Here is a 13,514-nt window from a genome sequence, read left to right on the forward strand (position 1 = left end):
ACGTTATCGGGATGTCGACGAAGCCGCGATTGTAGGGCGGCTCAGACGTTGACGTCCTCTATCTCCTCGTTGACGACGAACCGCCCCTGCGGCGTGAGTTCGCACGGCGTCGTGCTGTCGGTGATGAGGTCGTCCTCGAACAGTTCTTCGAGCTTCACCTCCAGTTCGTTCTCGTCGAGTTCCAGAAGCGACGCGAGGTCGATTTCGGGTCCGGTGGAGTAGAGGCCGACGAGCACCTCCAGTCCCTCCTCGCTCACCTCCACGTCGCGCGCGTCGCTCTTTATCCAGTGGTAGATGAGACGCAGGTACCGACCGAGGACGTTCATCTTCCGCCGCGACGGGAGGGATATCTCTGTGGTGACGGTCTGTCCGTTCTCGACGTGTTGCACCGAGAGGACGAGCTGTTTCTCCCCCTCGACCGTCCGTTCGATGACCTCGAAGAAGATGACGGAGGCGAGGTCGATGGTGAACGGTTCGTCCTCCTCGCCGAGGGAGTCGTTGCCGGGGAACGTGACGGACTCGTAGTCGAGGTGGAGTCCGGTCTCGCGCTTCGGCGAGTCCATGACGCGGCCGCCCACCTTCGCCGGGTGCGTGACCATCGTCTTCGACCCGTTCAGCGCCGCGCGGAACAGGAGTAGCGAGAACTTCTCGATTGTGTCGCGGTCCCCGCCGATGACCGTCGTCTGACGGCGGTTGTCGACGATGTATCCCACCATCACGGTGTAGTCGAAGAACTCCTCGACTTCCGCCGGGACCTGTCCGACCGCGATGTCGAACACCGAGGTGATGGGGATGACCGTCTTCGACCGCGACGTAGCGAGGATGAGGCGGCGACTGCTCATCAGGACGCGACCCTTCACCGGGTCGAACGAGGCGTTGCCCCCCGCGACGAAGTTCGCGACGAAGTCCACCACGATGGACTCGCCCTTGGCGGCCTTCTTCTTGTCGCGCTCCGAGCGGTCGGGCTCTTCGTCCGTCGTGTCCGGTTCTTCCTTCTTCTGCCGATAGGCTTCGAGCAGGTTCTCCCCGTTCGACTCGGTGTCGGCCGGGGAGGTACCCGAGCCGTCGGTTTCTATCTCTCTGTCTGAGGTGTCCGTCATACGCTAATCAGTGCTCCCGCGAGCGAGGAGGTGGCGACTGCGCTCGCACAGCCGATCCAAACGAGGACCACGAAGTGAAGGTACGCGTTCGCTTTGTGCCCGCCGTCGACCATCCGGATCATCAGCGACGACAGCAGGGCGTTGAACAGGATGATGAGCGTCAGCAGGTACTCGATGAACGGGATGTCGTACACGCCCGCGTAGATGAGCTGACCGAACTCCAGTTGTGCGAGGTTCATCTGCGTGGAGAACGACGCCAGAATCTCGACGACTTCCAGTCCGATGAAGAACGCGAAGGACGCGGAGGCGGTGATGCCGTACAGCACCCCGATGAGCGTGATGGTCGACTGCTCGCGCTGGCGGCGGAGCTTGATGACCTCGCTCATGTTGGTACTGATGAGTTCGCCGAGCTGCTTCGGTTCCCCACCCATCTGTCGGCCCACGTTGTACATCTCGCTGAACTTCTGGATGAGGTACGAACTCGACTCCGCCGTGAAGAAGAACCACGACCGGGTCGGACCGATCCGCATCTTCAACCGGGTGTAGAGTCGGTCTATCTGCCGCGTTAGCACGCCGAAGTCCTTGTTTCGGAGGGTCTTCAACACCGCGGTCGTCGTGCTCTGCTTCGCGCTCTCGGACGCGCCGAGTGCGCGGATGAACCCGGGGAACTCCTCGTCGCGTTCCTTGATGCGGTTCTCGTGTCGCCGCGCGATGATGCCGGGAACCGCAAGCGGCGTCAAAGGCGTCGCGAGCAGTAGCGGAACGGGCGTATCGAGCATGACTCCCTGTATCGTCCGTCCGACGGACGTGACGCCCGCGGTGCCGATGGCGAGGACGCCGACGAACAGGAACGAGAGCGCGACGGCACCGTAGAGGGTGATGTCTATCTGCCTGTCGGCCTTCGTCCGGTAGTCGCTCTGGTGGTACCAGAGGGGGTCGTACGGCGACATCGTCCTGATGACGTAGTAAAAGCCCAGTTGGACGAAGACGAACAGCACGATGACCGCCGAGATGGTCATCGTCGCGTCCGTCCCCGTCAGTATCGGGAGGACGATGGCGTTGATGATGGCGAACGTCATCGACAGGATCATCGAGAGGTAGAGGTCCTTCATCACTTCGAGGTTGCCGAGTGCGCTCTCGTAGACGGTGATGTACTTCTGGACCATCGCACTCTGCTCGCCGAGGAGGAAGTCGTCGATGCTCTGCCCGGCGTTGAGCGCGTACGCGAGGCGGTCGAGGAAGTCCGCGAGCGGTTTCGAGGGGACCTGTCTCGCCCGACGGCGGCAGGCGTCGTCGAGCGACTGGTTCCACGTGTCCACCAACTGCGTGATGCGGCGCATCTCGACGGCGAGTTCGCCGTACTCCTTCTCGCGGCCGAGCGTTCGGAACACCTGCACGCGGTCGATGTTCGTCGTCGAGAGCACGGTCATGTGCGTGATGACGAGGTGAAGCTGGTTCTCCAGTCCCCGGCGCTGTTGTTCGACCAGCAGGCGCGGGTACAGAAGCGCCGCGATCAGCATGAGTGCGCCGAGCAGGAAGATGGGAAGGCGGACGAGTAGCGGTAACGGAAGCAGTAGCGCCCCGAGCACGGACGCGAAGAAGAACACGGTGGCCGGCAGGAGGACGATGAGGCCGTACCGCTGCGTCTCCATCGGCATCCGCTCGTAGGAGTCGAGAATCGATCCGAGGAACTCGCGGGCCCGTTGGGCCTGCGTCGTCATCCCGTCGCCCGTGGCACCTGCTCCCGTCATGATCACACCCTCGCCATGTCGAACGGCAGTCCCTCGACGCCGTCACGCTGGTAGTCTTCGATGAGTTCGTTCGTCTCGTGGTAGCCGACGATGTTCTCCTGTTGTGCGCGGCGGACGATTTCGGCGCGGAACTCGATGTCCTCGTATATCTTCCGGGTGTCGGAGTAGCCCAGCAGGGTCGCGATCTTCTCCTCCATGATGAAGGAGTTGTTCCGGCCCTGGAACACGATCTCGTCCTCGACGGGGTCCCAGTAGAACGCCTCGCGAGTCACGACGCCGCCCATCTCCTTTGAGTACCCCTCTATCTCTTGGACGCTCGTCACGCGACGGAGGATGTCGTTGCCTCGCTTCACCCTGTTTTGGAAGAGGGCGATGTCGCAGTTCGACATGAACGTCTCGGGGACGTTGATGGGGTCGCCGGTGAAACGCTGAATCATGGAAACGATGTCGGATGCGTGGAACGTCAGCATCACCGGGTGACCGGTCTGGGCGGCCTGGAACGCCATCCGCCCCTCCTCGCCACGAACCTCCCCGACGATGATGTAGTCGGGGCGAGAACGGAGGGCGGCGGCGACGAGGTCGAACATGTCCACCTCGGACCCGCCCCCGCGACCCTCGCGCGTGAGGAGTTGCTGCCACGTGTCGTGCGGCGGAAGCACCTCGGCGGTGTCCTCCGCGGTGTAAATCTTCGAGTCCTGCGGGATGAACGACGTGATGGCGTTCAGCGTCGTCGTCTTCCCCGACGCCGTCTCGCCGACCACGAACACCGTCCGCTCGTTCTCCAACGCTATCCAGAGGTACGCACAGAGTTCCGGCGATAGCGTCCCCCACTTCGAGATTTGGAACGCGGACAGCGGAACGTCGTCGCCCTGACGGATGGTGAGGCTCGACCCCTTCAGCGACACGTCGTCGGAGTAGATGATGTTGATACGCGACCCGTCCGGGAGCGTCGAGTCGACGATGGGGTGCGCGTCGGAGATGGGGTCGCCGATGCGTTCACCCATGTTTCTGAGCCAGTTGTCGAACTGGTCCGTCGAGTCGAACTCGACGGTGGTCTCGAGCAGGCCGAACACGCCGTGGTCGACGTCGACCTGGTTGGGTCCGATGACGTGAATGTCCTCGTTCGCCGGGTCGCGCATGATGGGTTCGAGCGGACCGAGACCCACGATGTCGCGCACTAACCGGTACTGTATCTTCTCGTACGTCTCCTCGGTCACCTGCACCGGACCGAGGTCGAGTCGCTGAATCAGCTCTTGGACGCGACCCTCTTGGGCCCCTTCGATGGCGACGATCTCCTCGAGGAGTTCTTGAATCCGGTCTTCGTACTCGACGTCCTCCTCGGGCGCGGGCTTCGACACCGAGCGTTCGAGGAGCTTGTCCTTCACCTGATCGAAGATGTCGTGTTCCTTCTCGTCGAGTTCGGGTTCGATGGCGTAGTACTTCGTCGTCTCGCCGAAGTTCCCGTACACCTGCGCGTATATCGGTCCGCCGAGGTGATAGACGATGTTCGGTCGGCGCGACTCGTGGTCGCCCGTCGGTTCGTCGATGAGCATCGGAAATTCGCCGGTAATCTGCTTGAACCGCTTGAGGTGCTCACGCAGGTGGGACCACCGCATCGCGTGCTGTTTCAGGTCGTCCGAAATCGCGGATGAGCCGTGGTCCGTCGGCATTATGCGACACTCCTACTTTCGATGACGATGCCGATTCCGGACCGGACGGAGAACCCGACGCGGTCGCCGACCTGTTCGCCCATCCCCGCGAACCGCTTGACGAAGATGTTCCGGCGCACGTCGTTCCCGACTTCGACCATCTCCAGTTCGAGGAACACGTCGGCGATGGAGCGGAACGGCCCGATCGCCTCGTCGTCGACCGTCGAGGGGTCGACGGTGAGGACGATGGTCTTGCCCTTCGTCGTCAGGTCGCGGAAGAACGAGATGATTTCGAGGGCGGCCTGTCGCTCCTCGTTCTGCCGGACGAGTGCCTCGAACTGCGGGTCGTTCCGCAGGATGGCGTCGAACGTGTCGATGATGATGACGTCGCCGTCCCAGAGGGTGTCGGCGTCCATCAGTCGTCGGAGCAACTGTTTCCGCTCTTGCTCCGCGGACCCTCCCGTCAGCGCACCGGAGGCGTCTATCTCCGCTTGGAGGAACAGAACCTCCTCGTTCAGCAGGGGCTTGACCACGTCGTACGACAGCGAGTGCATCTGGTCGAGGAAACCGCGGACGCCCAACTCGGTCGATACGAGCGTCGTAACGATGTCCTCTTGGCAGAACCCGTAGGTGAATCGCTGCGAGAGGACGCTCTTTCCGGCACCGTAGTCCCCCTCGATGAGGACGATAGCGCCCTTCGGTAGTCCCCCGCCGAGTTCCTTCTCTAAGCGGTCGTGCTGTCCCAATCCGAGAGGAAAGTGATTTGCGTTCATTAGTTCGTCCTGAATTTGAATATCTCTTCGTCGCCGTTGATGACGACTTTCGCACGGTGGTCGCCCGATTCGAGCGACAGTTCGGACACCGTCACTCTGACCACGCCGTGCGGTCGCCAGTCGGTACTTCCGTCGACGATGGAGACGCTCACGTTCGTCTGGTACTTCGAGTCGACGATGACGTCGAACGTCTTGCCCGTCGCCGGGAGGGTACTGAGCCCGGTGTTTTTCACCAACAGTGTGAGGTTACCCTCCGAACTGTTGTAGACGCCAGCCTCGCTGTCGCTTATCACCTCGATGTCGGTTCTGATGTTCTCGGTCACGTCGCCGCCGCGTTCGTCGAGGGCGTTGCTGATACCGCCGACCGTGTCGATGAGGACGCCTGCGACTCCCGCCGCGATGACGAGGCTGGCGATAAAGAGGATGAGGCTCGGAGCGGAGACGTCCGCCATCTTAGCTCACCACCGTCACGGTTCTCGTGTCGGAGACGCCCGTCTCGGTGACGAGCTTCACGCGCGAGGCGTTGGTCCCCAAGTCGATGCGGAGCGTCTCCCCGGGCGCCCAGAGGTCGGTGTTCATCTCTCCGTCGACGTACGTGTTGTTACCGGACACGTCCTGGTACTCGTTGTCCGCGAGCACCGTCGTATCCCGAACCGAGAGCGTCGTCGAACCGGTGTTGTTGGCACGAATCACGACTCCGTTCCCGTCGCTGGTGTTGTACGTCGCATTGAAGATGTCTATTCCCGTGTTCCGTTGGTCGAGGAGACGCTCGTGGTTCTCCTGTTCGGCCTCCGTCAGTCGCTCGGCGGTACCCGCCGCTGCGGTGTACAGCGTGCCCGTACAGATGAGCACGCCGAGGAAGATTATCGCCGTCGAGCCACTAACGCCGAAGCCCACCGCGACCCCCTCTCCGTCCGTGAGCGGAGAGCTCTTCGAGCAGACGCGCCTCGGCGACGTCGCCCGCCAGTCGGCTGATGTACGTCAGGCTCTCCTTGTGGTGTTCGACGCGCAGGTCACGCGGCTCCTCCGTCGCCGTCGCGGACGCCGCGTTCCGCACGTGGGCGTTCATCTTCCGCTCGACGTGCCGCGAAATCCACTCCTGTTCTCTGTACTGTCGAAGCGCGCGGGCCGCGCCGATCGCGCCGCCGACGGAGACGAGGAACCGAGTCCACTCCAGCGCGACCGACTCCGCGATGTAGCTCGCGGGCAGGCTGGTGAGGTACTCCGGACCCTCGGCGACGTCGGCGCTCGCACCGTATCCGGACTGCGGTTCGGTTCGGCCCGACCGGGGCTGAGACCGGCTCTGCGTCGGTGCGGGCTGCTGTTCGACCGGTTCCGGCTCCGGTTCCGGCTCGGGCGTCTCCGTCGCGGCCTCGTGGTCGAACTCGAACGCCTGCGATTGGTCGTCCGACTCGGTCTCCGCGTCGTCCTCCTCGAAGTACGCGTCCGACTCGGCGGCGTCCGCCTCGTCGGCGGACGACTCGTCGGGGGACTCGCCGACCAACTCCTCGGTCGTCGGCATCTCGGAGTCGTCGGAAGCGATGTCCGCCTCGTCGAGGGGCGACTCGTCGACGGCCTCCTCTTCGTCGTCGCCGTCCTCGTCGAGATCGTCCTCCCAGCCTTCGCCCTCCTCGTACTCGGATTTCAGGTCGTCGAAGCTCGACCCGCCGCCGGACGACGATTCGGTCTCCTCCTCGGAGTCGTCGTCGCCGTCGTCTAAGGCGTCGGCCGGGCTCTCTCGTTCCTCTTCGGCGAGTTCGTCCCCGGCGGCCAACTCGGCCTCGGCCTCGCCGGCCTCGGCGTCGATTTCGCCGAAGTCCTCGTCGAAGAAGCTCTCGGCGTCGGCGTTGGCGACGTCGGGGTCGAGGTTTTCGTCCTCTTCCTCCTCGCCTTCGAAGATGCCGAACGAGCCGCCCCCTTCGAGGCCGCCCATCTCGCGGGCGTCGTCCACGAACGGGTTGATGCCGCGAGTAACCATCTCGTAGATGTCGAGGAGCTTCCTGATCGTGTCGTCGAGTTCTTCGACCGTCTCCCCTATCTGTTTGTTCTCCTCGCGGACGGTGTTCATGCCGGACGAGACGGCGCTCAGTTCGTTCTCGAGGTCGGAGATGCGGTCTTCGAGTTCGGCGACCGTCGAGTCGTCGACGGAACCGCCGCCTCCGCCGCCGTCTCCGAAGTCGTCGCCGTCTCCGAAGTCGTCGCCGTCCTCGAACTCGTCACCGTCTCCGAAGTCGCCGAAGTCGTCGGAGAGGTCGTCGAGGTCCTCGTCGAACCCGAGTCCGTCGGTGGCGACGGTGTTCTCGCCGTCGGACGGCGAATTCTCGTCGTGTCCGTCCATCCAGTCCATCATTCCCATCTGTCTCGCCTCCGTCTCCGCTGAGGGTCACGCGGGGTCGACGCTCCCGCCGGCGGGAGCGAACGACGCCCGCTATCCCGACGCGCGTCGTCGGTTGTGGATACGAGACGGGGTCTCGCGTCCCGCAAGCCGGGACGCTGTCGCGTGACCAGACCGTCTCTGGCGGGTAGTCGAACGTCGCTCGACGCCGTCCGACCACGCGTACGTGACCGACGAGAGTGTCTCGCCGACGGCGCCGCCGAACGGCGTTTCGTGGGCCATCGGACACCGCTCGATGACAGCGCAGAGTCACGCTCTGCGGGCCACCGAACCGGCTCCGGTGACGACACCGAACCGTCGTGGCGGTAACGCGCCGACTCCCGACCGGATCGGGTCTCCGGGCTCGGGGGTGCAGGTAGCATTGATCCTACGGTACTTACAGTAATACAAGAATGTTCGCTTTCGATTATCAGCCGTGATATCGGCAAAACCGAGAACCCGGTCCGTCGACCGACCGAATATCTCGACGGCCGCGGCGCATCGACCGACGGACGGGTGTAAGAAGAATTAACCGGATGGGGAACCGACCCTCGTACCGATAACCTTCCACGGAAGTCACCCAATCATGCCAGAGTTCGTCAAGACAGGGGTCGAGGGACTCGACTCCATCCTCAACGGCGGCATCGTGAAGAACGCCGCGGTACTTATCAGCGGAAATCCGGGTACCGGTAAGAGTATCCTCGGACTGCAGTACCTCTACAACGGCGTCGACAAGTACGACCAAGGCGGCATCTACCTCACTTTCGAGGAGTCGGAGGAGGACATCCGGCAGGCGGCGGAGTCCATCGGCTTCGAGAAGTGGGACGAGTACGTCGAGGACGGCCGAATCAAGGTGTACGACAAGCGCACGCTCCTGCGCGACGGCGACTTTTCGGCGACGCTCGACCGGATCCTCGGCGACCTGCAGGACACCAACTACGACCGACTCGTCCTCGACTCGCTGACGATGTTCCAACTCTTCTTCGAAGACGAGAAGGAGCAGCGACAGTACCTCCTGAAGTTCATCGACATCCTGAAAGATAGCGGCCTCACGTCGCTTCTCACGACCGAACAGTCGGCCATCTTCCCCGAGACGGAGATCGGGTTGGAGAACTTCCTGACCGACGGGAACATCTACCTCATCCAGAGTCCGGCGGGAGCGACGAGCAACCGGTACGTCTGGGTCGCGAAGATGCGCAAACAGTCCATCAAAAACTCCATGTTCCCCTTGGAGATCAACCAAGGCGGCATCCAGATATACGAACAGGCCGCCGGGTTCTCGATGGTCGGCGAATCGCCGCCGTGGTTCGGCGAAGAAGACGGCCTCGAATAGTCGGCCCTTCGTTTTTTCGTCCGCGTCACGACGCTTCGGAGCGTCGAGCCGGTCGTTCGCTCGAACGCCGCGAGTCGACGGACCGGCCGTCGCGCCGTCGCGTCCGCTCCGCTATCGGGCGTGGAAAATGAAAGAAGTCGAGTAGTCGTTGCCGATACCGAAGAGGTGGACGAACTTAGAGTTCGACCGGCTGACCCTGGCTCTTGCCCGCGAGCTGCTGGGGCATCGTCAGCATGACCTGCGTCGTGCCGCCCGTTCGGCTGGTGATCTCGAGACGGACCTGTTCGCCCGTGTTGAGTCCACCGTCACCGCTCTCGATAGCCGACGTGTTGAGTTTGACCTCGTAGCGGTCGTTCATGCTGTTGAGAACGCCGAAGGAACCGTCGTCGTCAGTGACCTTCTGGAGCGCGAAGTACTCCCCGTCGGCGGTCTTGTCGGTCGAGTTCGTCACCGTCTGTACCTCGGAGTCGCTGAGGTACTTTATGGACGTCTGGTCCATGTCGACGCTGCTGGAACCGGCGGCCAGACGGACGGTCATCGTGATGTTTGCGATGTCCGTGTTGTTACCGACCGTACCGTGGGTGTTCAGAACCTCGACGCGGTTCGTGACCTTGTTGACGCTTTCCTGACCCGCATCCTCGGCAGTCGCCTGGAGGAAGCCGGCCGTGTTCACGAGGACGCCCGCCGCGATCGCCGCGACGAGAACCATCGCGATGAACACGATGAGCGTACCGATACCGACCTGACCGCGATCTTCTTCGTTGAATATGTTTTTCATGTCAATTACTCCTTAGAGGGGAACCGGGTCGTCGTCGCTCTGGCCCGCGAGCTGCTGGGGCATCGTCAGGATGACCTGCGTGGAGCCACCGGACCGGCTCGTAATCTCGAGCTTGACCGAGTCGCCGGTCGAGACACCCGCGCCGTTCTGCTCGACGACGGACGTGTTGATGATGAGCTCGTAGCGGTCGGCCTGACTGTTCAGAACGGGGTACGACGCGTCGTCGTCGTCGTTGAGCGCGTACGCCGTGAACTCGGTGTGGTTGAGACCTTCGTTAGCACCGGTGGAGTTGTACTTGTGGACAGCTCCGAGCTCGGTCCCGTTGTTACTCGTCGAGTTCTTGTAGACGAGGTTCTTCGCCGTAGATCCGCTCACGTACTTTATCGACGTGTCTTCGAGCGACACACTACCGGACCCGGCGGCCAGACGGACAGTCAGGTTGAGACTGTCGACGGCCAGGCCGTTACTGGTGTCGTTGACCATACCGTGCTTACTGACGACGTCGACACGGTTGGTTACCTTATTCACACTTTCCTGTCCAGCATCCTGCGCAGTCGCCTGGAGGAAGCCGGCCGTGTTCACGAGGACGCCCGCCGCGATCGCTGCGACGAGGACCATCGCGATGAACACGATGAGAGTTCCGATACCGACCTGACCGCGGTCGGCGTTGTTTTCTTCGAACATGGGTTAGTTATCTCCAAATCGGTCCTCCACCCCCTCGCCGGAGGTGAAGACCTACGATGCTGAAAATCATCGTATCCTACATAACGGTACGGGCCCGATTTTCGGAGATGATAATCGGGGGCGTGTGCGTCGAATTAATGAAATACTACGCGCACGCGGGCGAATGAAGAATTACAATGGAGTGAGAGCAGGTAGCACGCGGCGAGACCTCTCTACGAACGTGGGGCAGAGTCGAATACGCTGAAGAATCAGTCGTGTGCGATCTGACGCCAGACGTCGTCGAGTTTGTTTTTCACCTCGGGTCGTTCCGTCACGGCGACGTTGTAGTCGTCCTCGTCGAAGCTGATGACTATCTTGTCCACCTCGCGCCGGTAGACGTTCGTCCGGCGGTGTTCGTCAGAGAGGACCCTGTCGTGAAGTTCCAGAAGGCCGGCGGCGGTGAGTTCCTCGATGCGACGGTAGCACGTCGCGATCGGGATGTCGAGCATCTCGCTGAACTCCTGCGCCGAGTGCGGTTCGTCCGCGGCGCGTAAGATGTCCGGGTTGTATTCGTTGCCCAACGCTGCAAGGGTCCTGTCAGACTCCATAGATGGGGGTAGGTCTGTCGTGAGTCCATGTGAATGTGTTGGTTACCAGTATGACTCGAAGTCGAAAACGTCGCCCGAGTTATCGGGTGGATAACCGTCAGGCCTCGGACATCAATCAGCTGAACTGTCAGCGATGGGCTTAATATTCCCCCGCCGGGACCAAGCATCATGGCTCCCGGAAATCCGCCCGAAGACAGAAGCCGTCGCCGCCGGGAGGAGGAGGGCGTCATCGGCCCGAACGAACTCGACTACTCGGACGACGAACGCGTCGCCCAGATTCGAGACGGTCGGTACGTCGTCGCCACGGACAACGACGAGAAACCGCGCGTGGACGAAGAGGAGTCACCGCCCAGAGAGGCCGAGGAGGAACGCACCCTCGAAGAACGCGGGAACTTCGCGAAGCAGCAGATGGCGCGGTACGTCTCGGACAAGGGTTCGAGTCACGGCATCGCCGTCACCGCGTCGTTCGGCGGGCGGGTCGCCCAACGCGAACGGTTCTCCGACGACATCGCGACGGCGTTCGGCGACGTCGTCCAGTGGTACGCCGACCAAGTCGACGCCGACGCGACGCCCCAGGAGGTGTTGGGCATCCTCCTTTTGGCCTCCGACACCGACGTCGCGTTCCCGACCAAAGTTCTCGCCCCCGTCCTGCGAACGCACGGCCTCACGACGGACGACTCCATCGGCGAGTTAGTCGAGGCGTTGGGCAGTGACGGACTGCAGATACCCCCGGAGAATCGCTAATCGCGCTACCGGGACGCGGCGGGCGGGAGCGGGCGGCGTACCGACGCGGACGCACCCTATCAACGCTGATAATAGGGAGCGAGGGTTTATAGACCGTTTCTCGGAACAGTCTCTCCATGGCAAGCACCGTACTGGTTGTGGACGACTCGGCGTTCATGCGGAACCTGCTGAAGCAGTTGCTCGACGGAGAGCACGAAGTAGTTGGGGAAGCCGAGAACGGCGTCGAAGCCGTCGAACTCTACCGAGAACTCGGGCCCGACGTCGTGACGATGGACGTCGTGATGCCCATCAGAAATGGAATCGAAGCGACGACAGAGATCAAGTCGATGGACTCCTCGGCGTCGGTCATCATGTGCACCTCCGTCGGACAGGAAGAGAAGATGCGCGAGGCGGTCGAAGCGGGCGCAGACGGGTACATCACGAAACCCTTCCAGAAGCCCAACGTCCTCCAAGCCATCGACGACGTGGTGAGCGTCGAGGCATGAATCTCGACGTCCAGTCGTTACGAACGTTCAGCCGGCTCGCCCACTCGGGCGCAGAGCGCGCCGCGGGGTCGCTCACGCAGTTGACCGGCGTCGAAACGTCCGTCAACGTCACCAAGATCGAAGTGAGCACGCGCGGCGACGTCGAACGAGAGTTCGTCGAACAGGACCTCGTCAGCGTCCACATCGGATTCAACGGCGGTATCGACGGGCGGACCGTGCTCGCGTTCGACCGTGACAAGGCGGTCGAACTCGTCGACGTCCTCGTTCCGGGGGCCGCGGAACAGCCCGACGGAGAGATGGCGACGAGCGGACTGAAAGAGCTCGGTAACATCATGCTCGGCGGCTTCATCGACGGCTGGGCCGACTTCCTCGAAACGTCGATAGACATCACGACGCCGACGTTCGTCGACGTGGAGAGTCAAGGCGCGTTGGACGACATCACGGGCGATTCCGGGTTCGAGATGGACACCGGCGAGGACCACGTCCTCGCGTTCCGGAACCAACTCGAGACCGCAGACGAGAAGGTCAACTTCCAGATCTACATGCTCCCGACCCACGATTCCATCGAGACTATCTCGACTATCGCCGGGTCGGAGGGGAAGACGGTGCCCGTCGAATCGTTCACCTCCTTCTCCGAGATGATCACGGACGGCGCGGAGCAGGCCTCGGAGGACCTGACGGCGATGACCGGAAGCGACACGACGGTCGAAGTGAGTCGCCTCAGTTTCGTCCCCATCGAAGCCGTTCCGATGGAACTCACGGAGGAGACCCGCCTCGGCGTCGTGTTGGAGTTCGAGGGGTTGCCGTCCGGCTACATCGCGATTCTGTTCGACGAGGAGTCGGCGGACAACCTCGCGGAGTCGCTCATGCCGGGAATGGAGGCGGACGCGGCGATGCGCCAAAGCGCGATTCAGGAGATAGGCAACATCACCACGTCGGGGTTCCTCGACGGGTGGGCGAACGCGCTCGAGACGACGATAGAGATTTCGCCGCCGACGTACGTCGAAGACCTCGGCTCGGCGATAATCGACCCGCTCGCCACCGAGCTCGCACAGTCGCAGGAACACGCGTTCCTCATCGACTCGACCATCGTCACCGACGACGACGAGTTCACGTGCGACATCTACGCCCTCCCGAACGAAGCGCAACTCCGCGAGGCGCTCAATCGCCTTGCGGCGGAAGCGTAACTCGCGTCGGGGGCGAACCCCCGGCTCACCACCGGGAACCGTCCTCGTCGTGACGTCCGACAAACCACT

Annotated in this window: 14 protein-coding genes; 4 read left to right on the plus strand and 10 right to left on the minus strand. The window is 62.5% G+C overall.

From position 1 onward, the window contains the following. Window positions 1-41: 41 nt before the first annotated feature. From BLS11_RS08540 to BLS11_RS08570, 7 genes are read right to left on the minus strand one after another with little or no spacing between them, the layout of a single operon-like run. Window positions 42-1,100 (minus strand): CheF family chemotaxis protein, encoded by a 1,059-nt coding sequence (locus tag BLS11_RS08540; RefSeq protein WP_092535980.1) that lies wholly within the window; start codon window positions 1,098-1,100, stop codon window positions 42-44. Further along, complete coding sequence (flaJ, locus tag BLS11_RS08545) at window positions 1,097-2,821, minus strand: archaellar assembly protein FlaJ (RefSeq protein WP_175454432.1); 1,725 nt, start codon at window positions 2,819-2,821, stop codon at window positions 1,097-1,099. The genes BLS11_RS08540 and flaJ overlap by 4 nt, the downstream gene beginning before the upstream one ends. Before the next feature lie 32 nt (window positions 2,822-2,853). Next, entirely contained in the window at window positions 2,854-4,521 is a 1,668-nt protein-coding gene (locus BLS11_RS08550) for a type II/IV secretion system ATPase subunit (protein ID WP_092535986.1), read from the minus strand. Then, window positions 4,521-5,273, minus strand: coding sequence for an archaellum protein ArlH (locus BLS11_RS08555; RefSeq protein WP_092535989.1), 753 nt, complete (start codon window positions 5,271-5,273; stop codon window positions 4,521-4,523). Before BLS11_RS08555 ends, BLS11_RS08550 begins: the two co-directional genes overlap by 1 nt. After that, a complete protein-coding gene (locus BLS11_RS08560) occupies window positions 5,273-5,725 on the minus strand; it encodes an archaellum stator protein ArlG (protein ID WP_092535992.1) in 453 nt (150 codons plus the stop codon). The genes BLS11_RS08555 and BLS11_RS08560 overlap by 1 nt, the downstream gene beginning before the upstream one ends. A gap of 1 nt (window position 5,726) precedes the next feature. Further along, window positions 5,727-6,170 carry an archaellum stator protein ArlF gene (locus BLS11_RS08565; RefSeq protein ID WP_092535995.1) on the minus strand — a complete coding sequence of 148 codons (444 nt, stop codon included), beginning with the start codon at window positions 6,168-6,170 and terminating at the stop codon, window positions 5,727-5,729. Beyond that, on the minus strand, window positions 6,154-7,629 hold the full coding sequence (locus tag BLS11_RS08570; RefSeq protein ID WP_092535998.1) for a flagella accessory protein C: 1,476 nt from the start codon (window positions 7,627-7,629) through the stop codon (window positions 6,154-6,156). The genes BLS11_RS08565 and BLS11_RS08570 overlap by 17 nt, the downstream gene beginning before the upstream one ends. A gap of 604 nt (window positions 7,630-8,233) precedes the next feature. On the opposite strand from BLS11_RS08570, the gene BLS11_RS08580 reads away from it, so the two are divergent. Beyond that, window positions 8,234-8,980 carry an RAD55 family ATPase gene (locus BLS11_RS08580; RefSeq protein ID WP_092536004.1) on the plus strand — a complete coding sequence of 249 codons (747 nt, stop codon included), beginning with the start codon at window positions 8,234-8,236 and terminating at the stop codon, window positions 8,978-8,980. Window positions 8,981-9,155: 175 nt separating this feature from the next. Here BLS11_RS08580 and BLS11_RS08585 read toward each other — a convergent pair whose 3' ends face one another. The 3 genes from BLS11_RS08585 to BLS11_RS08595 all read right to left on the minus strand — a co-directional run bounded on the left by BLS11_RS08585 (window position 9,156) and on the right by BLS11_RS08595 (window position 11,029). Further along, on the minus strand, window positions 9,156-9,758 hold the full coding sequence (locus tag BLS11_RS08585; RefSeq protein ID WP_092536007.1) for an archaellin/type IV pilin N-terminal domain-containing protein: 603 nt from the start codon (window positions 9,756-9,758) through the stop codon (window positions 9,156-9,158). A gap of 12 nt (window positions 9,759-9,770) precedes the next feature. Next, window positions 9,771-10,442 carry an archaellin/type IV pilin N-terminal domain-containing protein gene (locus BLS11_RS08590; RefSeq protein ID WP_092536010.1) on the minus strand — a complete coding sequence of 224 codons (672 nt, stop codon included), beginning with the start codon at window positions 10,440-10,442 and terminating at the stop codon, window positions 9,771-9,773. 248 nt (window positions 10,443-10,690) lie between these two features. Continuing rightward, a complete protein-coding gene (locus tag BLS11_RS08595; RefSeq protein WP_092536013.1) occupies window positions 10,691-11,029 on the minus strand; it encodes an ArsR/SmtB family transcription factor in 339 nt (112 codons plus the stop codon). 168 nt (window positions 11,030-11,197) lie between these two features. On the opposite strand from BLS11_RS08595, the gene BLS11_RS08600 reads away from it, so the two are divergent. The 3 genes from BLS11_RS08600 (at window position 11,198) to BLS11_RS08610 (ending at window position 13,445) form a co-directional block, all read left to right on the plus strand. Next, the gene (locus tag BLS11_RS08600; RefSeq protein ID WP_092536016.1) at window positions 11,198-11,773 is read left to right on the plus strand and encodes a DUF7500 family protein; all 576 of its coding nucleotides are present in this window, start codon (window positions 11,198-11,200) and stop codon (window positions 11,771-11,773) included. A 116-nt stretch (window positions 11,774-11,889) separates the two neighbouring features. Further along, window positions 11,890-12,258 carry a chemotaxis protein CheY gene (gene cheY, locus BLS11_RS08605; RefSeq protein ID WP_092536019.1) on the plus strand — a complete coding sequence of 123 codons (369 nt, stop codon included), beginning with the start codon at window positions 11,890-11,892 and terminating at the stop codon, window positions 12,256-12,258. Next, window positions 12,255-13,445 (plus strand): chemotaxis protein CheC, encoded by a 1,191-nt coding sequence (locus BLS11_RS08610; protein ID WP_092536022.1) that lies wholly within the window; start codon window positions 12,255-12,257, stop codon window positions 13,443-13,445. The genes cheY and BLS11_RS08610 overlap by 4 nt, the downstream gene beginning before the upstream one ends. The last annotated feature ends 69 nt before the right edge of the window (window positions 13,446-13,514 follow it).

The sequence above is a fragment of the Halopelagius longus genome (assembly GCF_900100875.1).
Taxonomy (GTDB): domain Archaea; phylum Halobacteriota; class Halobacteria; order Halobacteriales; family Haloferacaceae; genus Halopelagius; species Halopelagius longus.